General features: G+C 53.0%; 24 protein-coding genes and 1 tRNA gene. 15 read left to right on the forward strand and 10 right to left on the reverse strand.

Annotation, left to right across the window (positions count from 1 at the left end):
• Positions 1-98 precede the first annotated feature (98 nt).
• The 9 genes from VXJ35_RS22295 to VXJ35_RS22335 all read right to left on the reverse strand — a co-directional run bounded on the left by VXJ35_RS22295 (position 99) and on the right by VXJ35_RS22335 (position 10,377).
• Positions 99-1,241: a hypothetical protein gene (locus tag VXJ35_RS22295; protein WP_064023247.1), complete on the reverse strand. Its 1,143-nt coding sequence runs from the start codon at positions 1,239-1,241 to the stop codon at positions 99-101.
• Positions 1,166-2,488, reverse strand: a complete 1,323-nt coding sequence (locus tag VXJ35_RS22300) for a hypothetical protein (RefSeq protein ID WP_064023248.1) — start codon at positions 2,486-2,488, stop codon at positions 1,166-1,168. The genes VXJ35_RS22295 and VXJ35_RS22300 overlap by 76 nt, the downstream gene beginning before the upstream one ends.
• 51 nt (positions 2,489-2,539) lie before the next feature.
• Positions 2,540-3,403 carry a triacylglycerol lipase gene (locus VXJ35_RS22305; RefSeq protein ID WP_064023249.1) on the reverse strand — a complete coding sequence of 288 codons (864 nt, stop codon included), beginning with the start codon at positions 3,401-3,403 and terminating at the stop codon, positions 2,540-2,542.
• 22 nt (positions 3,404-3,425) lie between these two features.
• Positions 3,426-4,484 carry a DUF6765 family protein gene (locus tag VXJ35_RS22310; protein WP_064023250.1) on the reverse strand — a complete coding sequence of 353 codons (1,059 nt, stop codon included), beginning with the start codon at positions 4,482-4,484 and terminating at the stop codon, positions 3,426-3,428.
• A gap of 17 nt (positions 4,485-4,501) precedes the next feature.
• Complete coding sequence (locus VXJ35_RS22315) at positions 4,502-5,398, reverse strand: glycyl-radical enzyme activating protein (RefSeq protein ID WP_064023251.1); 897 nt, start codon at positions 5,396-5,398, stop codon at positions 4,502-4,504.
• Positions 5,399-5,413: 15 nt separating this feature from the next.
• Complete coding sequence (locus tag VXJ35_RS22320; RefSeq protein WP_064023252.1) at positions 5,414-6,067, reverse strand: hypothetical protein; 654 nt, start codon at positions 6,065-6,067, stop codon at positions 5,414-5,416.
• A gap of 13 nt (positions 6,068-6,080) precedes the next feature.
• A complete protein-coding gene (locus tag VXJ35_RS22325; RefSeq protein WP_064023253.1) occupies positions 6,081-9,053 on the reverse strand; it encodes a pyruvate formate lyase family protein in 2,973 nt (990 codons plus the stop codon).
• Positions 9,054-9,595: 542 nt separating this feature from the next.
• Positions 9,596-10,021, reverse strand: coding sequence for a hypothetical protein (locus tag VXJ35_RS22330; protein WP_064023254.1), 426 nt, complete (start codon positions 10,019-10,021; stop codon positions 9,596-9,598).
• A gap of 98 nt (positions 10,022-10,119) precedes the next feature.
• A complete protein-coding gene (locus VXJ35_RS22335) occupies positions 10,120-10,377 on the reverse strand; it encodes a helix-turn-helix transcriptional regulator (RefSeq protein ID WP_064023255.1) in 258 nt (85 codons plus the stop codon).
• A gap of 96 nt (positions 10,378-10,473) precedes the next feature.
• Here VXJ35_RS22335 and VXJ35_RS22340 point away from each other — a divergent pair, with 96 nt between their 5' ends.
• The 15 genes from VXJ35_RS22340 (at position 10,474) to VXJ35_RS22410 (ending at position 19,699) form a co-directional block, all read left to right on the forward strand.
• On the forward strand, positions 10,474-10,677 hold the full coding sequence (locus VXJ35_RS22340; protein WP_054758707.1) for a hypothetical protein: 204 nt from the start codon (positions 10,474-10,476) through the stop codon (positions 10,675-10,677).
• Positions 10,678-10,685: 8 nt separating this feature from the next.
• A complete protein-coding gene (locus VXJ35_RS22345; RefSeq protein WP_064023256.1) occupies positions 10,686-11,021 on the forward strand; it encodes a hypothetical protein in 336 nt (111 codons plus the stop codon).
• Entirely contained in the window at positions 11,021-11,272 is a 252-nt protein-coding gene (locus VXJ35_RS22350; protein ID WP_064023257.1) for a hypothetical protein, read from the forward strand. Before VXJ35_RS22345 ends, VXJ35_RS22350 begins: the two co-directional genes overlap by 1 nt.
• Positions 11,266-11,493, forward strand: a complete 228-nt coding sequence (locus VXJ35_RS22355; protein WP_064023258.1) for a hypothetical protein — start codon at positions 11,266-11,268, stop codon at positions 11,491-11,493. The genes VXJ35_RS22350 and VXJ35_RS22355 overlap by 7 nt, the downstream gene beginning before the upstream one ends.
• The gene (locus tag VXJ35_RS22360; protein ID WP_064023259.1) at positions 11,486-11,788 is read left to right on the forward strand and encodes a hypothetical protein; all 303 of its coding nucleotides are present in this window, start codon (positions 11,486-11,488) and stop codon (positions 11,786-11,788) included. Before VXJ35_RS22355 ends, VXJ35_RS22360 begins: the two co-directional genes overlap by 8 nt.
• A 489-nt stretch (positions 11,789-12,277) precedes the next feature.
• Positions 12,278-12,520: a hypothetical protein gene (locus tag VXJ35_RS22365; RefSeq protein WP_064023261.1), complete on the forward strand. Its 243-nt coding sequence runs from the start codon at positions 12,278-12,280 to the stop codon at positions 12,518-12,520.
• A gap of 18 nt (positions 12,521-12,538) precedes the next feature.
• Positions 12,539-12,973 (forward strand): hypothetical protein, encoded by a 435-nt coding sequence (locus VXJ35_RS22370; protein WP_064023262.1) that lies wholly within the window; start codon positions 12,539-12,541, stop codon positions 12,971-12,973.
• Positions 12,974-12,979: 6 nt separating this feature from the next.
• Complete coding sequence (locus VXJ35_RS22375; protein WP_064023263.1) at positions 12,980-13,231, forward strand: hypothetical protein; 252 nt, start codon at positions 12,980-12,982, stop codon at positions 13,229-13,231.
• Entirely contained in the window at positions 13,194-13,463 is a 270-nt protein-coding gene (locus VXJ35_RS22380) for a hypothetical protein (protein WP_157198261.1), read from the forward strand. Before VXJ35_RS22375 ends, VXJ35_RS22380 begins: the two co-directional genes overlap by 38 nt.
• A gap of 66 nt (positions 13,464-13,529) precedes the next feature.
• Positions 13,530-13,865 carry a hypothetical protein gene (locus VXJ35_RS22385; RefSeq protein WP_157198262.1) on the forward strand — a complete coding sequence of 112 codons (336 nt, stop codon included), beginning with the start codon at positions 13,530-13,532 and terminating at the stop codon, positions 13,863-13,865.
• On the forward strand, positions 13,858-15,450 hold the full coding sequence (locus VXJ35_RS22390; protein WP_157198263.1) for a hypothetical protein: 1,593 nt from the start codon (positions 13,858-13,860) through the stop codon (positions 15,448-15,450). Before VXJ35_RS22385 ends, VXJ35_RS22390 begins: the two co-directional genes overlap by 8 nt.
• A gap of 8 nt (positions 15,451-15,458) precedes the next feature.
• Positions 15,459-15,767 carry a hypothetical protein gene (locus VXJ35_RS22395; protein ID WP_064023267.1) on the forward strand — a complete coding sequence of 103 codons (309 nt, stop codon included), beginning with the start codon at positions 15,459-15,461 and terminating at the stop codon, positions 15,765-15,767.
• Between the two features lie 190 nt (positions 15,768-15,957).
• Positions 15,958-17,034, forward strand: a complete 1,077-nt coding sequence (locus tag VXJ35_RS22400; RefSeq protein WP_064023268.1) for a zonular occludens toxin domain-containing protein — start codon at positions 15,958-15,960, stop codon at positions 17,032-17,034.
• 142 nt (positions 17,035-17,176) lie between these two features.
• Positions 17,177-18,442, forward strand: coding sequence for a hypothetical protein (locus VXJ35_RS22405; RefSeq protein ID WP_064023269.1), 1,266 nt, complete (start codon positions 17,177-17,179; stop codon positions 18,440-18,442).
• 234 nt (positions 18,443-18,676) lie between these two features.
• Positions 18,677-19,699: a tyrosine-type recombinase/integrase gene (locus tag VXJ35_RS22410; protein ID WP_082881045.1), complete on the forward strand. Its 1,023-nt coding sequence runs from the start codon at positions 18,677-18,679 to the stop codon at positions 19,697-19,699.
• 31 nt (positions 19,700-19,730) lie between these two features.
• On the opposite strand, the gene VXJ35_RS22415 is transcribed toward VXJ35_RS22410, so the two are convergent.
• Positions 19,731-19,806 (reverse strand) — tRNA-Thr (locus VXJ35_RS22415).
• Positions 19,807-20,055 lie beyond the last annotated feature (249 nt).

Consider the following 20,055-nt stretch of genomic DNA (forward strand, 5'->3'; position numbering starts at 1 on the left):
TAGTTTAACTCTTCGTATCTTTAGTGGTTATCATCCAAATTGAAATATGATGGCAGTACCAACTCCACAAATCCCAAAGAATAACCTCACGCGCAAATTCAACTTAACGTATTGATATCGAACCCTATCGCCTGCCGGTGTTGCTCCCAGGTGTTGTCCAGCAATAAAAAATAACCGAATAACTGATATTGGTATTCCGTCGGGTCGGTGGCGGAGTGGAACGGTACCAGCAAGGCGGTGGAATAAATCAGTTGGCCCAGGAATAAGCCTTCGGCGATTTCCACCAGTTCGTCCAGGCAGGTGCCTATCGGCGCCGGACCGCCGATCATCGGGTAGCGGTAATGGAACTGGAACACTTTCTTAGGCCGATCCGGCCCGTTGTTCATCGGCAAAATCGACTCCCTGTCGTCCACGCCCAAAAAACTGTAACCCTGTCTGACGAACGGCGAAGGGCCGGAATCGGCCAGGCGCTGAATGGATGGCAACGGCGGGTGGTAGTTCATGTCCAATACCCGAAACAGCGCGTCGGTCGGCAGGATGCGCGAGTCCTGGATGTTATTGCCGAATAGCCAATGCTCCGCGGCTTCCCGTTCCCAGAAGGCGCGGTCTGCTTTGGACATGCCTTGGTCCCAACTGCTGCTGAGATGGGCGGCGTAAACGCCCGGCTGTTGCCAATAATGTTCTCTATTTTTCTCGACCAAGGCGTAATGCGGAAAACTGGCCGGACGGGTTTTTAGCTCTGCGACCCGCTGCGGATAGCGCTGGGCCAGGTCGTCGCTTTCGTCCAGCAGCATGCTCAATTTACGGCCGCTAATGCGTTCGAAAGATTTGCCGGCCCACGGGAAAATAAAGCGGCCGATATTGGCCCACACTGCGTTCAGCAAATTCGGCGCGCGCGGATCGTTTTGCAGCTTATCGGCCAGCGCGGCCGGAATCATGCTGTGTTCCTGCAACGATCGGGCGATGTTGGCGATAAAACTGTCGCCGAAGCCCCAATGCAAATTCAATGTGGCACCGTGGTAATAATCGAAGCCGCAGCACGGATCGCTCTGTCCGTACCAGTCGCGCGCTTCGGGCGCATCGAAGCGGGTGTTGTAGCCTTTGCCCTGACCTTGGAACCTGCCATCGGCAATGCGCGGCGCCACGCCGCTGCGAAACAGCCGATTCAACACTTCGAAATGGCGCAGGTGATCGTCGAAACCGCTGGCCGCGGAAATTTTGCCTTGTTGGCGTTGCAGCATCTGCAAAATGGATTCGCCCGGTTGCAGCAGCTCGCGGACGTCGCCATCGTCGGCTTGCGGCGACGGTTCCAGACAAAACGTGGTGAATTTACGCTGCAATTCGGCGTCGTCGCGCCAGCCGCTCTTCCAATCGATGCCGTCCCCACGGCGCCCGGTTTGGCCGGCGCCGGTTGGTCGTAACCCAGCTCCTTCCAACCGCGTTCGCCGGGGCGCGGCCGCAGGTTGGGAAAGGCCGAATCCGCAAATGCCTCGCGGGCGCGAGCGGTATCTATCATCAAAAAGAAGCCGTTGTTCTGATAACCGTAATCGAGGGAGGTATCGCCGCTATAGGCTTCGCCCAGTTCCCATTCCGGCGGTGGAGCGCCGAACAAGGGTATCCGCAGCGTGCCCAAACTGTAGTGGTGGGTGGCCATCACCAATTGACCCAAATAGACGCCGTCCTCGATCTGCACCAGTTCGTCGATCAGCCGCGTCATTGGAAATGCCGGATGCAAATCGTGCCAACGGTAATTGAGTTGGTACACCGCTTTACCGCGCATCTCCGCAACCACCGATTTACCCGGCAAGGACAGGAAAATTCCGCCGGTTTTCACATACGGAATCGCTTTTTCCTTGGCCAGGTTTTGCGCAAGCAACTGGCTATCGAAGCCCGGCGCTTTAGTATCCAAGGGTCGGTCCTGCAAATTCCAGAACTGGGTCAGCACCGGCATGCCCAAGCTTTGAATGAAATTCGGGTCGTCCGGTTCGCGGAAAAAATTCCGGCCGATGCGAGTCGTTTCCGGATCGTAATTAAATATAGCCACCGGATCGTGGCCGCATTTGGCAGCGAATACCTCTGCGGAAACCGGCTCGAAGGTCTTGCCCATCCATAAACCGGTGCTGGCATAGGTGACATTCCACAGCGTTGCCATCCATTCCAGATGTGCCAGCATCGACCGGTTTTCGCCGTGCTTGTTGGCGGCTTCCTTGAAATAGTCGCTATCGCGGATGGACATCGACACCCCGATCATCGGCCCGTCCAGCGGCGTGCTGGTACCGCACTTGAATAAAGTCAGCAGTTTTTCGTGGATACCGTCCCATTCTTCTCGGCGCAGGTTATCGCCCAGAATTTTGCGAAAACGGCCCAGCATGGGTAGCGCGCCGTCTTGCAGATCGTTGGCGATGATAGCGTCGAGCGCATTCGACAGCGCTTGCTGTTCTTGCTCCGACGCAGTTGGGAAATTGGCGACATTGAGATAGTTGTTCATGGTCCTTCCCCTGTGTTCGTTATATTTTTTAGGCAAGACCTATGCGCCCTGCTAAAAGCCTTGTTGTTTTAGGTCGCTGACGATGTCGAGATAGGCCGACGGGATATCGAAATGGGTCAGCAGCACGCCGCGATAATCGACCAAATCGCCGTGCGACAAGCCCCGGTCCGGATTGCTGGCGCCAACCAGACCGCGAAATCTGCCCCATTGGCAGGACAAAGTGGAAACCATGCCGTCGTTGTCGCCTTCTGTGCGCTGCAGCAAAACCTGCGTGGCGGCAAATACCGGATCGTCGATGGCCCGGCGCATCACAGTGCCGTAGCTTTGGTAATACACGCCCGGCATATCCGGTACTTGTCGGTTAAATTCCGCCAGGTAACTGCGCGTCAGTTGGCGAATGGCCATGCCGGCTTGCGGGCTTTTGTCGCCGGTGATTCTGGCCAGGATGTCCATCGCGGCAAATCCGAATCGCTGCGCCAGGCGTTTGAAGAAATTGATGCTCAACAGGTTTTCGGTATCGGGAATGTCGCCGGCCACTAAATCAGCCACGGCCGAACCGCGATGCGGCGTGCAGATTGTGGTCAGGCTGGCGACCTTATCGGTCATATCCAGTTTGGAAATCAGATAGCGCGCTTCCAGGCCGCCCTTGGAGTGGGCGATGATATTGACCTTTGTCGAGCCGGTTTGGCTAAGTATCCGCTCGATAGTGGGCTTTAGCGCCAGCGCGCTGCTTTGATGGCTATTCCAGGCGTCCAGACCGCCCTGAAACACGCTGGCGCCGGCGGCTTCCAAGCGTTTCGGAATCCGGCCCCAGGAATTCAGCATCAACATGTCGTCGCGGTAACCGACCCCGTGCAACAGGACGATGGGATATAGGGTCCGGCAGGGTAGTTCGGCTGCGGTGTTGGCGGTCATGGCTAGTCTCCCGCTAATCGGCTTAGCCGGCGCAGATGCCGTACTTGGGCAAAATATCGTGCAGCACGGTCAAACGATGCAATTGCAGCGCGTCGTGAAACAGCTTCCAATGGCTTTGCAAAAACTGCGGCGTGTATTTATGGACGCGCATGTCCCAACTGCTGCCCAGCGCTTTTTCCTTCCAGGAATTGGCGCCCTCGGCGGCATAGCCGATCTCGGCGCTACCGAAGCTGAATTTTTCGCCTTTGAACCCATTCTTGACGATCTCCAGCCATTTGCCATGGCGGGCCTTATCCTCCTTGATTTTTAAATCGCGGAATATTTTTTCCAACAGGGCTTTGTCGGCGGCCGGCAAACCGGTTTGCGCTTTGCCCAGATATTGCTGCATCACTTTACACATCGCATCCGCGGCTTTGCAGAAGTCGGTGGTGTTATCGCGCTCGATCCAAACCCCGCGCCCGTTCCGATATTGCCAATGCAAAAACGGCAGGTCGGGAAAATCCCTGGCCCGGCCATGGCCCAGCGGCGGAATCACATCATCCAGCAAATCCTCCAGCACATGCTGCAGTTGTTTGCTATACATGCCGGAGCTTTTCAATTCCCGCGCGTGTTCCACTTCGTTGATTTCGTGTATCACCCCGGCAAACCCCTGGTGCGACCAGGTGTCGGCATAGACATGCAAGGCTATTCCGAGCCGATGCAGACTGTAGGCTTTGCCCTTATCGTCGACCGCCGCTTTCACCATTTCCTTGGCCGGCGGACTGTCCGGTAGACAGACGATTTTCTGGATAAAGGTCCCGTCCGGATCTTCGCCCGGCCCCTTGCCGCCGTTGCCCGGCAGAAAATGGAACGGCAACCAGATCATCAGGTTTTGGTCGTTGTTCAAATTGCCGATGTCGGTGCTTTTGTGCGAGGAATGGATCCTGGCGTAAAAGGCGTTGTTATCGAAATGGACCAAGCCTTCGCTGACGGCGTCGTCCACGTATTGCGCCGAATAGGCAATGATGTCGGCTTCCTGGTGAGCGAAGCCGGCGGTGCGGGCGGTGACATAGGTCACGGCATGATGGAAATCGGTTTGCATGATGACTCTCCTTGAAATCAGCAGGCCTGCAAGCTATCTATGCAGCGTTCAAGCTCGGCATCGCTCATAAAGGCGCCGCACCGGTATTCGGTATCGATCCCAAAGCGCTGCAGCTTGTCCAGCCATAATGGGTTGTAAGGCAGGGCACTGACTTGCTTGATCCGGTGCTCGCGCAAGAACTTGGCGATACCGCGCAGATTTTCATCGGTGGCGGTAATGCCGGGGATTAACGGAATGCGTACCTTGACCGGAACCGCGGCGCACTCGGTCAGGCGCAGCAAGTTGTCCAGTATGGCCCGGTTGGAATCGCCGGTATGGCGGATGCTGGCGGCTTCGTCGATCAGTTTTAAATCGAAATAGATCAAGTCCAGCCACGGCAGCAGCAGGCGGGTAAAGCGGCCGAAGTTGAACATGCCGTTGGTTTCGATGGCGGTGCGAATACCGGCGGCTTTCAGTTTTTTGAAAAATTCGTGCAAAAAATTCATCTGCATCGTGCATTCGCCGCCGGACGCGGTAACGCCGCCGCCGGTGGCGTCGAAAAACGGCTTGTCGATGGCGACTCTATAAAACAGCTCATCCACGCTCAGCCATTGCCCAACCTGTTCCAAGGCATGATTCGAGCACACCGCCGCGCAACGTCCGCATCGATTGCAACGCTCCCAGTCAAGCCGCAGGCTCCGATCCGCCAAGCTTATGGCTTTGGCGTTGCAAGCCTTGAAGCAAGGCAGGCCGCAGTCCTCCGGATGGCATAACTCGGCGCGAAAGGATAGCGAAGGTCCCGCAGCGATGCCTTCGGGGTTTTGGCACCAACTGCAACTCAGCGGACAGCCTTTGAAAAACACCGTGGTGCGGATGCCCGGTCCGTCCTCGCTGGCATTGCGTTTGATATCGAAGATGTAAGCTTTGCCGTTCATCTTCTTGCTCCTAAATTAGGCCGCTTTAGGCAGGTCCAACGACAATTGGATATCTGTGGCGATTGCGCCCAGTTTGAACAGATGGCCGACGTGGCCGGTCAGTTGCACCAGGTTCTCCAGTAGCAAACCGACCACATCGACGCCGGAACGGCCCAGCAGGCCGACAATGGCTTGCACGTCTTTAAAGCGCACTACCAGATCGACCTTACTGGGATCGTTCTCGATTTGGTCCGCCTGGTTTTCGTCCAGCACTTGGGTATCGACCAAGGCCAGCGAGTTTAGGGATTGTCCGAACGGGGTCTTGATATACAGCGCCTCGGGATTGGGGCAAAACCTCAGCAACACATTCATATCGTCGCCGCGCCGGCTGGTGCGGATCAGAAACTTGCCTTGGTAGTAACGTTTGCCACCCGGCACCATCGGATCGATGATCACGAAGTTTTCTTCGAAAAAGGCATTGGCCTTGGCGGCTTGCGCGGCATCCCGATGGCAATCGCGCAATAAATAGCCGAACCCGAGGCGCAAGGCTACCGCCATGCCGCCAGCCAACAGTCGGCCCTCGACTTTGTCCAACACCGCCGGCAACTCGCCGGCATCAATGGCGGCATTACTGCCCAAGCGTAAGGTTTTTTGTAAATTGGGAAATAAACAGGGAAATCCGGCATGCATGACAGTTCTCCTCTTAAATCGGGTTGAGCGTATGTTGCTCGACGCCGCTATCCAATCCGAAATTGGCCCGTTGAATAATCTCTTTGCGCATTTGCGGACTCAGCGTGACGAAATAGGCCGAATAACCCGCTACCCGTATCATCAGATCCTTGAATGGCTCCAGGGCTTTGTGTTCTTCCTCGCCGGCGCCAGCCTGGCCGGCGGTTGTGGCGGCACGGTCGGCAGCGACCAAATCGTTGATCGATGACACGCACATTTGCACCAGCACGCCGTTTTGGTCGGCAAAGGCTTTCATGTAGCGCGAGAACAATTCGGTGTCGTCTTCGAAATGGGCGCGGTCGCGGGTGGTCAAACTGAGGTTGTAGGTGTAGCCGTTTTGTACGGTATTGGCATTCACCGAGGTCACCGACAGCATGTGATCCAGCAAATTGACTGGCTCGCCGTTGGCTTTGACCACGCCCGGACACGGCGTGATGCCGCTGGCAAACGACTCGCCGCTACGCCGGCCGTTCGGCGTGGCTTTGGTCAACATGCCGAAGCCGGCGTGATTGGTCATGCTCCAGTAACCCGGCAGATAGCGCCCGCCACGATGGGTGCGGTATTGGGCAAACACTTCCTGTAACATTTCGGTCAACAGATGGGTGTATTTAACCGCTGTGGCATTGTTGTAAACACCGCCTGGGGTTTGGTCGACGCCGGCTCCGTATTTGGGGGCCAGCCGGATCATCTCCTTGATTTTATTCAAGCGGTCGGCGCTTAAAGTGGGTAGCGGCAGCGGAGCGTCTTCGGGATGCAACCAGTTTTGTAGCCATTCACGAAATGCCGCCCAGGCGCTTTTCGGTTGTAAGTTTTTTACGTCGAAATCGGCCTGCATCGCCGCCAGCAATTCGCCGGCTGAGATTTTGCCGCCGAACACCAAGCTGTCCAGCACGCAAAACGAATCGATCACATCGGCCAAGCCGATCACCGCAATTCCCGCCGAATTGTATTTGGCGCCACCGGCGGTCAGGTCGCGAAAACTGGCTCCATTACTGTCCGGCGTATTGGTAGGACCGGTAAACAGACCGGACAAAAACGGCGACTGCCGGGACTGCTCGTAGAAACGGCCGAAGTAATTGTTGCATTGCACGACATGGCGGGCCATTTCGTTCAATTGAAATTTAAAGGCTTCGATAAACGCCTGCATGCTGTCCAGCTTGGTCAACGGCGCGGTGGTATAGCGTTCATTGCCGTAAAACAGATTGGGCGATTTCGGCGCCACGCCGTCGCTGCGATGTTTGCCGCCGTACAAAGCCAGCTCCAACACCGCTGGCAACACCATCAAGGTCGAGCCGGTGTTGCCGTAATGCTTGTGCGCGGCGTTTTCTTCGATACAGCCGATGGAGGTGTAATCGTAAGCATCGGCCAAGGCTTCTTCCGAGCTGATGCCGGCATGCGCAGCGTAATAACTGGCCATGGCCGGCACTACGGCGGCGTCACCATGCAAAGCCGGCGTGGCTCGGGTCAGAATATTGACCTGGCAAATGCGTTTTAGATACGGGTCCATCACCTCCGCCGGCAGCGGATTGCCTTGGGCGTCGCGATGATGCACGTCGCGGTGATAGCGGGCATGCACGTTCGGATCGCGGATAGCCAAGATCTCGGTAGCCTTGAGGATGATGTAGGTCATGTCGTTCACGGCGTCGACCACCTGACCATTCTCGTAGCGGGTACCGCCAACGGTCAGCGCCTGATTGGAACCGCTGCCGGCGAACAGGGTCTCCGAGCCGGTGGTGGACAAGGGCACGTGATCGGAACAGTGCAAAAAGAAATGGCAGACCAGTTCCACGGCCCGGCGGCTGTAATCGTCTTGTGCCTGGGGGCTATCCAGCTTTTGCCAGTCGGCCAGATAAAACGGATTGAGGATTTGGTCCAGCCGGCCGACCGAAAAGCCAAAATTGGTGTTTTCTTGCAGTAACAGGTGGTAACAAATCCAGACCACCGCCAATGCTTCGTGCAAGGTTTCGGCGGGCCGGGCCGGCACCTTCCGGCAGATGGTCGCCAGTACCTGATTGCCAGCCTGATCGGCGGCTTCGGCCAAGCGTTGGGCGTAAATTTTGGCGCCTTCGTAAACCTCGATCACGCCTTGTAGAAATTCCACTTGCTGTGGCGTGGCGGCTGCGCCGCTGGCGATATCCTGTTTGGCGCGTTCGATCAAACCATCGAAGCCGTATTTCAACACCCGTTCGAAATCGGGTACCGTATGCGAAACGCAGGTGGCTTTATCGGACAGGAAGAAGGCCACCCGCTCCATCAATTCCTGGGCTTTCGGGGTTTCTCCGGCCCTTTTCTGCAAGGGCGGATCTATCGATTCCGGATAATCGCCGCCGATCCGGTCGCGGTTTTCATAAGCAGCGCTATCGTAATCGCTATAGCGGGCCAGCTCTTGGATTGGCTTCTGTTCCAACCAAAATGGAAATATCTCCCGATTCAGGCGGTCGGCCACTTCCGGGCGAATCTTGAACGGATTTTGCGCGCGGGTCGTGACGGTTTTTAATTCCGGCCAGATGCAATAACCGATGGTATCGGCATAAACCACCGGACCGACGAAGCTGGTGGTGGTTTGACCGGGCAGTAAGTCCTCGGGATGCACGATAGCTGTTTTGTTGCTAAAGATATATTGCAGCGCCATAGCGCGCCGGGTGTAAGGCGGCAAGGCCTGGCTCTCGGGCCGGCGCAGAAACTCGGTCAGCAAGCGCGGCAACTCGTCGCAAATCTCCGGCGTGCCTTCCGGCGCAAACAGTTTTTCGCGCCAAGCGCCTACTACCGGGAATTGCGCCAGCGTGATGTGGCGTAGCGCCAAGTCCTTCAAGGTTTTGACTTTCTCGAAGTCTGGGTTGGCGATGGGAAATAAATCGACTTTGCCGGACTCTGATGCCGGTCCTGCGGAACCCTTTTCGAGTTCTACCGAAATACCGCCGTCGGATGATGGATATGGAACAGACATGTTCGCTCTCCTTACAACTAGGCGATCCCTCGAAAGCGTGTGCCGACAGCTTGCGGCGTAATCGCCAGCTCCCTGCCTCGGCCATTTTTGTGATGGGCATCTAAATTATAGCGCAATCCTCAAGAAACGTAAGGAAATGCTTACCGCAAGTTTCCTCGATTGCCGCGAACCGGAAACTGCATAGCCGGACCGAAAATCGGAACCGCCTGCGAATAAGGCTTGGATGCGTTCATCCCGAGAGTCGGCTTAGCCTAACCTTGCGGCCGTTATCAGCGTTCAAGGTGGGTAACCATGTGGAAAGCGAGGGCGAAACGCTTACGCTCGGCGATTTTTAGATAATGTAAGATGTTGAAAAGATAATGTAAGATGTTGAAAAAACTAAATGGTGCCGGCAATAGGAATCGAACCTACGACCTTCGCGTTACGAGTGCCTTGTTTTTATGCTTAATGATGCGCAACCACACTAAAAACAATGGGTTAGGTTTTCGGCGTGGTTTGTTCTGTGTGGTTTTGGCGGGGTGAAGTGGAAAGAAAAAGGAAAGCTAGGCGGGTTTGCATTTACCTTTCTTTGTGTCCTCGTTATACCAGCATTCGCGGCCGTTGCGGATGATCCTTATCCAGTGTTCCTTTACTTCGGTGTCTTCTGCTTCGGTGTCTTCTGGCGTTGCTTCTGTTGCCGGCTGTTGTTTTCGTTTCAGCTTGGCTCGGCGTTCGGCGTCTTTTTTTAGTGAGTCTTGTTCCAACATCTTGAAGGCGTGCATTGCTGCGGCGTATTCAATTTCCATCGGGTTTAGCCAGCGTAAAGGCTGGTAAATCTTTTTCAGAGGAACTCTTAGCGGTACTGTTGGCGGTTTCTGCTTCTCTTTAGTTTCGTCTTTATCGTCTAGGGCTGCTGCTACTAAAAAAATACAAACGGTCCAGAAAATGATTTTGTTGCGTTTTACACGCGCGGGGTCTCTGTATCTCATGGCTGCTCTTGGGCCAATCGTTCCACCCTTCCCGCAAGGGCTGAAACGTCGTTACTGGTAACGTTATTTCCATCGCCGGCTTACCTTAACCGCTAAGGCTAAGCCTGTTTTAGTTTTGCTCTGGTGGCCTCAATCTCTGGGCTGATTTGCCCTATCTCTGGCGCTGTTTGGTCTGTCATTAGCCAAAGTGCATATTTTGGCCATGCGTTTGTTATTGCAAGTAAGTGGTCTTCGTTAGCTTTTTGCTGTCCGTTTTCAATGTTCGCCCATGTCTTTGCCGGAATGTTTGTAACGGCTTCTAGTTCCGTTCTGTTCATTCCTTCTGCGTTCCTTATGGCTCTTATTTTTTCTTTCATTTGCTAAATACTAGTTGACATACTAAATACTAGTTGCTAGTATTTAGCTACACTTTAAAACCGTCCACAACCAACCAAAACCAACCGAGGCAAATCATGGAACAGGACAACACAAAAAGCAATATTCCGGGCCCGTCGCCCTTCGTGCCGTTGTTGACGATGCATCGCTATGGCGAGTTAACCGGCCAAACCTACGATGCAATCAAGTTTCAAGCCCTTAATGGCGACTTACCCACCTTAAAAGTGGGCAAGCGTCGGATGGTGAATATCTTGAAACTTTGCGAGATTGCGGCGGAGTAGGGGGCGTTATGGAAAATCAATTACACCATTCGGCCTTTACTACTTTTGAAAGCGAGATTGAGTCGGTCCTTTACCGTGTTCAGCGCGGATCTGTGTCTTTTACTGCGGTTCGCGAGCTACGTGAAAAGGCTGATTTTGTCGCTCGTATATTTTCGGAGTCGTCCGTTATGTGGGCGCGCTTTCGGGCTCTTTGGGACGCTATCGGCGATTGTTACCGTTTTGCCTGCCATGCCGATATGGCTGATTCCGCCAGTCGCTCTAGCCTGGTCTCTAAACTTCAAAAATTGGTCGAAATCGTGTGTTGCTGGCGGTTGCAGGCTAGTCAATTGCGGGAGGCGTTCTAATGTCTCGCCAAAAGCTTTTCTACTCTCGCACCTTTCGCCGTCGGATTCGTCAAGGTGCCATTGTTTACGCCGGTTCTCGTTATGTCTCGCCTGCGTTCGATTTTCTGGAAGGCGCGGAAGTGGATGTAACTAAGTTCGGCTACGAAGTCGGCACGTTTTATATTTCCCAGCTCTATATTCAGGTCCGGCCGTTTTTGTGTCTGCTTGGCTTCTGGTGTTATCCCGTCGATAACAAGGGGGTTACATGCTAATCAGCACCAAAACCCTAACCGAAACCTGCGATTACCTGGTGAATGCCTGCCGTCGCGACATAAAACAAGCCCCGGCCGAACTGGATCGCCACAAAGCCCGCTATCGCGAAAACCTTCGCGGCCTGTCCTTACTGTTGATCGGTCGGCCGGAAAGAAACCACGTCGAACACGCCATTAAGCAAATAGAAACCATACAACCCCGGAGGGCTAAGCATGGCTAACCAAACACTTGACCCGTTGGCCGACGCCGATTTGCCGGCCGATTACATGCCCGAACGGGCCGACATGGCCGAAGCCAAGGCGAAAGAGCGCACCTTCCGCACCGGCGTCACTAACGACATTTATTTTCGCCTGGAAAAGGAAAGCGTCGAACGCGGCATAAAGCCCTACGGCCTGACGCAGCGTGTAATGACGCTGTACGCCATGCGCAAGCTGGTCTATGTCCGCGACCTGCCGGCGGAGCTTCAAACCGCAATCGCGGCCCACTACGCCGCCCAGCCTCCACTTGTCATATGAGTGCGGCTAGCCACCTGGGGTGGATGGGGCCTTGGCCGGTTCAATTCTTTCTAGTGGGTGTAGGTTGGGGGGGAGCCTCTCGCCGTCGCATCGGTCGCGGCCCCACCTTGCGCGGGCCGTTGAGGGCGTCAAGGGCGCAGCTTGCGAAGAGCGCAGCGGCCCTTGACGCCCTCGGCGGTTTGCGCAAACTCGGCCGCAAACTGACCGATGTGCCGGCTAGAGGCTTCTCCACAACCGGCCTGGGGGGGAGCCTTGAGCCCGAGCGGAGGGAGCAAATCAAAATAAGCGGCGCAGCCACATTAATCGGCAAGCGGAGCGCGCAGCGTAGCGGAGGCGAGAGGGATTGGAGCGTAAATGGCCGGGCGGTCAGTGCCTACAGCGCGTTAGCTCGGTCGGATTGGAGCCTGCGGAAATCCGGCCGGGCTTACGCGGTGTCAGCAATGATGCCCGGTTATTGTAGCGGAAAGCCCGGCCCGTAGGGCTCGCACTATGAACTACAGCTATCAGCCCGACTACATGCAAAAGCCTCGGCCCGATCCTCGGCACTACACGCCAAAGGCCGAGCTAATCGGCTTTTTTGAATCACAGATTGAACGGCTAGCTATCCAGCTTGAAGACGAAACCTTAACCCCGAAACAACAGGCGGTAAAAGACCAGCTACTTCAAAACTACCAACACCACTTACACAGATTAAACCAACCGGCGATTATCGCCACCCACAACCAACCGTAACAAACAGAGGCAATCAACATGCAAACCAATGACCTGGAAACCATAACTACAACGTTCGTCGGTCAAGTCGAATCCGCCACCAAATACGAAATTGACGCCGAAAACAAAGGCGCGGCCCTATGGGTCACAAAACCCACAACCGGCCGCAATCCTAACGTTATCGGCCGCGAAATTATCAAAGTCCGTATGCCTCACGACATGTTTGCCAAACTCAAGGCCGAACATGATGCCGGCGATATTCATTTTCCGCAGTTGATGGAAATCAAAGCCGAAGTGGACATGGGCGGCGGCAACCGCGCAAACCTAACGGCAATCAGCATCCGAAAACACATACCCGAGCCGTTAGATATACCGACCGACAAAATCGACAAAACAACCGGCGAAGTGCTAACCGGTGCGGCTATGGCAAACGGTTTAAAACCCGACGCCAAAACCGACATAAAACCCAAATAAACAGCCATGCAGACAATTGCCTGTAACGGCGAACTGACCATAACCGGAACCGCCACGCTAATCACCGATGCGAGCTGTTCCGGAACATGGGTTGCGGTCGGAGTGGGTGAGCCATTCAACCCCGCAACGCTTGACCCGTCTGCCGTCGTCGGTGCGATCGGCAGCGGCTTTATCGTGGCCGGGATCCCACTGTTAGTGGTGCTTCTCGGTCGAATCGTCCTTGAACAAATTAGAGGTTCAGAAAATGACAAACTCTAAACGCAAAAACGCATTTTTCATTTTAAAGGCCTTCCTGGGCCTGTTCTTGATGGCTTTCGGCCTGGAAGCCTTCGCGGAAGCCCCGGAGCCGCCAGACTTTACCAGCCTGACCGAAGCGGTTGATTTTTCAACCGTAAAAACTGCCTTAATGGCAATCATGGCAGCACTCGCGGCTGTATTCATCGTATCCCGTGGCGGTAGCATGATCCTTCGCAAAATCGGCGGCCGGTAATCAAAACCAACAACGGCCGGGAAACCGGCCGTTTCCTTATTCATAACTCAAACAACAGGGGGCACCATGTCTAAATTGCCCATATGTCCTAAAGACGGCTCAATGGTCCCGCCGGCCTGCCGCGTCGACGAATTTCAGGCCATAGTTAACAACGTCGCGCAGGGATTTACTACCGTTTCAGGCGCCATTATTGGCATATTGGCCGCGCTGGCGGCCGTGTTTATCGTTGCTCGCGGCGGTTCAATGATTCTGGCGAAGATAAGCGGCAAAGCCGAGTCTAGCGGAACAGATTTAGCCGTCGCCGACGACCGCGCCGACTATTACAACGACTCGCATTATGAAACCGTCCACGATGATTACATCGACGTTCGGGATTATCGTCGGGTTCGGGACGATGACTAACCAAACTCAACAGGGGGCAACATGGCCGACCTTTATTACTGGGCGTTTTTCTGTACTGGCATTGGCATTGCTTTTGTCATGTTTCGCTAGTCAGTCATTTGCGCATAACTGGGTTTATACAGATTGGAGCGGTTCCGAAGAGATAGCCAATTTTGCTCAGTCGCAGGCCTATCAAGCAATGAAGGCCGAAGCTCCTACGTGCTTTGACACTGGTAAATGCACGCTTAATGGACCGGGGCAATGCAGCGGGTCTTATCCTAACGATTATTGTTATAAGCGGGACGCGTCGCCCAACGTTTATCACGTCTTCCGACCTGGTTCTGTCTCTGGCAATGCTCCAGCGCCGACGTGTGCGGCGGGTGTAGACGGTGCGTGTACCGGTACGGGTGGGCATTTCGTCGGTCCGTGTCCATCCGGTCAAACTCGCCAGGCCGATCAATCATGCGCTACAGTGCAGCAATGCCCCGAATACCATACAGGCACCCCGCCAAACTGCCTTCCGCCGTGTGTCGGCGGCGAACACCGAAACGAGCAAGGTATTTGCACGTTTAACCCTAACTGCTACCAAACCAGCGGCCCCGGCTTCTATTTCGACATTAACGAACGCCAATGCATAACGGAACCGAACGTGGTTGGCGAATGTACCGGCAGCCGCAAGCAATATTGCACGCCGACAAACGATTGCATTTTTGAAAACGAAACATGCTCAAACAACCCACTCGATAAAGTCGCGCGGGATCTGCTGCGTTCGGATTGGAATCCTCCGAACCATGATCGAGTTGAACAGGCAGATTCAACCGTCGATCAGTACAAATTAGCCGCCCAACAAGCGGTAAGCAATTTCCAAGATATAGCCGACCAGGCCCAGGCCGACTATGACGACGCCCAAGAGGCCTACCAAAACAACCCAACCCCGGAAACCCTAAACAACATGATTGAGGCCGCAAATAACTTAGCGGCCGCACAAAACGACTTGGCCGGCGCTACGGCGTCCTCTCAAGCCATCGGCAACAAGTCGAACAAAATAAACGAAATAGACGAAAACTTCGACGAAGAGGAAACGATGCCAGGCATTGGCGAAAACTACGCTGAGAACGCCGAAGAAGAGGCCGAAGAGGCGTTCGATGATCTCGACGACGCCTTAGACGGCGATTACCCATGCGAAGAATTTTTCGATTGGACCATCTGTTATGAAGAGGATGGCCCAACCGACGGCGACCCCGATGGCGACGGCGGCACCAGCGGCGGTTCAACCGATGAAGGGTCCGATGTTAACGAAGGCGACATTAGCAACGGCCACGGTCCAAAGTTCGGCGAAACCGACACAGTTGGCGAAACTGGTGAAAAGTGGGTTGATGCGCTGGAAAAATGGGAACCGATTAAGGGTATTAACGAAATTCGGGAAATGGATTTTTCCGCTAGCGGTGAATGCCCGACGTTGGAAATCGACACTACCGAAGACTTTTTCGGCGTTCTTTCAACCGACTTTCATTGTGAATTAATCGCGGAGCATTACACCATGATTCAAAACTTTGCCCGGCTAGGCTGGGTGATCGGTGCCGTTTTCTTATTCTTGATGATGTAGGGGGTTATATGTACCAAGTCGGTTATTTACAGGACATTTACGAATTCTTCATCGATCTTATTAAATACGCGCTCGAAAAAATAGGCGAATTACTACTTGAAGCCTTAACCGGGCTTTTCGAAAACTTGCCGGACCCGTGCTGCGTTAAAGAGGCCGTTGACATGTTCCGGTGGTTGTCGAACTCGTTGCACTCCGGCGGCAACTTCTCGTGGTTGTCTTGGGCATTCAATTTAATCGAATTTGAATTTGGCTTTCGCGTGGTTCTCTGTGCCTTAGTCGCCCGCTTTATTATTCGTCGTATTCCAGGGATTGGCTAATATGAAAAATCAGATATTTGTTTTACTTTGTCCGTCTGTTGCCAGGCGTATACCTTACCCGCTTTGCAATTGTAAAAACCCTGTTTACGGTTACTGGGGTTTTAAGGGCAAAAACCATCCGCATTACCGGAAACCCTTTGCGGATCGCGTATGCTGCGACCGGTGCGAAACCTTCGCCGTTCTCGCCTAAATGGCTATCCCGGCGCTAGTAGGCCTGCCAGGTCATGGCAAAAGTTATTCAGCGGTTGAGCTATTTATTATTGCTGCAATAACCGAAAAGCGCAAAATCGTTACCAATATCCCGCTAAATATCGATAATTTAAAGCGCGATTATCCCGACTATGATTTCGACGGGTGTTTAATCGATATTGATTTAGACAAACTCAAAACCGCCGGCCCGGAAGCCTGGCGCGATCCGGCTACTATGCCGCCTTCAGCCTTATATCTGCTCGATGAATTATGGAAAATATGGCCGGCCGGCCTTAAGGCGTCGAATATTCCGCCTTATCAACTCTCGTTTATAAAAGAACACCGTCACTATTTAGACGAAACCGGCCGGGAGCCTGATATTGTCCTCGTCACTCAAAACCTTGAGGACATTTGTAACGCCGTTCGAACGATGGTTGAAACAACCATTATCTGCACCAAATTAACCGCCGTCGGCAAAAAGGGCAATTTCCGCCGCGATTACTATGAAGGATCGGTAAAAGGTTTTCAGGGGCCGAAAAGTAAATTTATTCGGTCTGATCACATGGTTAAATATCAGGCTGAGGTCTGGCAATATTACAAAAGCCACACAAAGGCGAGCGGTAACGTTACCGCCGTCAATAATACCGGCGTAGTCTCTGCAACGGTATTTAATGGCCTGGGCTTTAAATTCGGCGTCGGCCTGTTGGTGCTATTCGTTGCTATGGCTGTTTGGGGTTACGTTAAAACGGCCGACGACGTCGAGAAAATGACGCAAAAAAAGCCAATCGAAAGACCTGCAATGCCGGCCACCGTCAACGCTCGAACACCGCAGCCCCAAAACCAACCGAAACCAACACCGTCGGTTTCTTCCAGTTACCGCCTGGCCGGTATTTACGTGCTGCCGGGGTCGTCTATCGCGGTGATAGCGACCAATGACGGCCGGTCGATTCGGATTGATGCCACTAAACATTGCCATTTAGATATTGAGTATTCCTGTGATTTCGAGCAACAGACTGTAACCAGGTATAGCGGTTCGTCTGGTTCGTCGTTATCTGTGCCGAAAGATTCAGCCGGCTAACCCTCATGCCGTTTTTTAAAAGCCTAAACAGTGAACAGAACGAACCGCCGGCGATTGCGAGTGTAGCGAGTCAAGCGCCGGCCGGTCACGTCTCTGTATCACGTGACAGACTAACCCTTAAAAAGTGTGGATAAGTAGCATTATGAAATATTCGGACAGATATGATTTAGCCGCGTTGTCGTCCTATGATCCAACGCCGAACCAAACCGGTTCAATCTTCCTTAACGATGTCGGCTTTTACGATCTGTCGAACGTGTCGATAGTCGGTTGTTCCGTCGATACCGTTCGCCAGTTGTTTTATGGCCTGCCACGGCCCGAAATGATTCGCCGCCTTGAAACTTTTTCGGAGGCAAAAACGCAGTTGGTCACATTGAACGAGAATGGCGGCGATTTATGGCATTTTTCCAAAATGGGTAAAGTCGCCCGGTATCGCTACAAATTGCAAAATAACGACTTAGGGATAGTTATCCTGTTCGGTTCGTACTTTCAAAAGCTCGATTCGATAGGCCAGCACCTAAAAATTGAACTGTCGCCACATTTCATAAGCCAACGCAGTATAACGAAAATATGGCAACGCCTTTTTTCTGGCTTTGGCTCTTTTGCTAACGCCTTTTTAGAAAATCCCATTCCTAAAGGTTGTGCTGTCCATTTGGCGGTTGATTATCAAAACTTTGCGTTACCCGCCGATTTCGTTTCTAACGTTAAATGCTACGCTCGGACTATTCGAGCATTTGACGATGTAACGGAATTGGATTTATCGCAATTAACGGCGGGGGTTTCCTCGTTCGGTGGTCCTGGTGTTGAGCAAAATTATTTAATCGGTTCTGCCTCTAATTTCCAGGTTTGTCTATACGACAAAACTAAATCGGCTATCCGTGAGGACAAAATCGATTATTTTAAAGCTCAGTGGCAAAACCACGACGAAAATCAAAAGGTTCGCCGAATTGAATTGCGTTTTCACCACCAAATTACCCGTGAGGTAGGGCAGCATCTAGGGCGCAGCCTTGAAGCCTGGCCGGATGTTGCCGAAGTGCTTACCGATCTTTGGCGCTATGGCATGGGGCTTGTTCGTTATCATCTTGATAAAAATCTAGTTCATCCTATTTGGCAGCTATTAACCTTTGATCCGTCTTTTTACGTTCCGGCCGACGGCCTAAATATTAGCCGAAAAAAAAAGGACTCTATCGATCCTGTAGCGAAGAACGTCGCGATGATGATCGGCAATATAATTACACTGGCGGCGCGTCGTGGCTTCAATGCGAAACAAACACTATCCCAACTCTATAAACTCACGTTTTACGATGAAATAATCAGTTATTACCGGTCCAGGGGGTTAGGCGAATCCGATTTGCAGGAAACTATTGAAAAAGGCTTGGCGTTACGAAAATTAATAGGCAAAGCCGCGTAAATAATAGGGGGTTTTATATGGGATTGTTTTCGAGTTATCGCGACCAAATCGAGATACCAACAGGCTACACCGTGCAAACGTGCATTTCCGATTCGTTGAACGCAATGGATTTAATCCCTTTGCCGTTTTTTATGCTCGGTCTTATTCTGGGCTGGGCGTCGTTCTGGCTTATTGCCTATTCAATCGATTATCGAGCGTTGAAGTATTGGATAATTCGTTTTATGCGGTCGCGTCGTGGTTGAGCCAAAAAAAAGCGGTGATAAGTGGCTAGTAGACTTTCGGCCGGATGGTGTTTCCGGTCGTCGTATTATTCGTAAATTCGAAACTAAGGCCGACGCTAACCGATTCATCAAAGATTTTCTATCAGGCCGAATTGAGCCGCTAGGCGATAATCGGCGTTTGTCTCAATTAATTTCCGATTGGTACGACTTGCACGGGGTAAGCCTGAAAAGTGCGGTTGGTACGAAAAGACGCCTTTTAGCGTTGGCGCATTCTCTTGGTGATCCGGTTGCCCAAAAGTTAAGCGTTCCTGATTTTTCCAAGTATCGCCGCTCTCGGCTCGATGCTGGCATTTCGCCGGCAACTCTCAATCGTGAGCTCCAGACCCTTAAAGCGGTGTTTCGCGAGTTGAAGCGATTGTCTGTCATTGACTACGAAAGCCCGCTGCAAACCGTTCGCAAGCTTCACCAGGCCAAAACCGAATTGAGCTATTTGACCCATAATCAAATTGCAACTTTGTTGTCAGAGTGTAGAAAATCGCGGAACCGTAGCCTTTTTTATGTGGTGGTGGTTTCGCTCGCGACGGGGGCCAGGTGGTCGGAGGCGGAAGGTTTAACCTTGGCGAATTGCCAAAACTGCGGTTTTTCGTTCGTTGATACAAAAAACGGTACTAATCGCCATGTTCCGGTTGCGGTTGATGTTTATCATATGGTTGCCGGTTTTTTGGCTTCTGATTCGTTTTCTAGCTGCCATGGTGCCTTTCGTTCTGCGTTGCGCCGTACTGGCATTAATTTGCCTGCCGGCCAATTGGCGCATGTGTTGCGGCATACCTTTGCCAGTCATTTCGTTATGGCTGGCGGAAACCTTCGGACCCTTCAACAGATATTAGGCCATTCTTCTTTAACTGTAACTATGCGTTATGCTCATTTTTCGCCCGATTTCCTTAATCAAGCGGTTACGCTTGGGCCGCTCGCGGCGTTTGCTGATGGAAACAATGTGGAAAGCGACGGCGGTTTTATAACGTTGGCTGATTTTTAGGCGTTGTAAGTCGTTGTTTATAATGCGGAAATGGTGCCGGCAATAGGAATCGAACCTACGACCTTCGCGTTACGAGTGCGCTGCTCTACCTGCTGAGCTATGCCGGCTTTGGGGTGTTTGAGACTGACTTTAGAGGGTAAACGGCTGACGGAACGTGCTATCGCACGCATCGTGCTGACCAATTTTAATCAAAACGGCGACGCTACCGCAATGCAATCGACGGTGCGCTAAATTGACAACACCTTTCGACAATCAACAGCCGCTGTATTCTAACGCATTTGGCGGAGCCAGAAAAACATAAGGTAGGGTTCGATGGAAAAGTGGGGCGAAAAAATCTCCAGCCTTTGGTAACGCGG

Origin of the sequence: Methylomonas sp. DH-1 (assembly GCF_046097555.1) — a bacterium.
GTDB lineage: Bacteria > Pseudomonadota > Gammaproteobacteria > Methylococcales > Methylomonadaceae > Methylomonas > Methylomonas koyamae.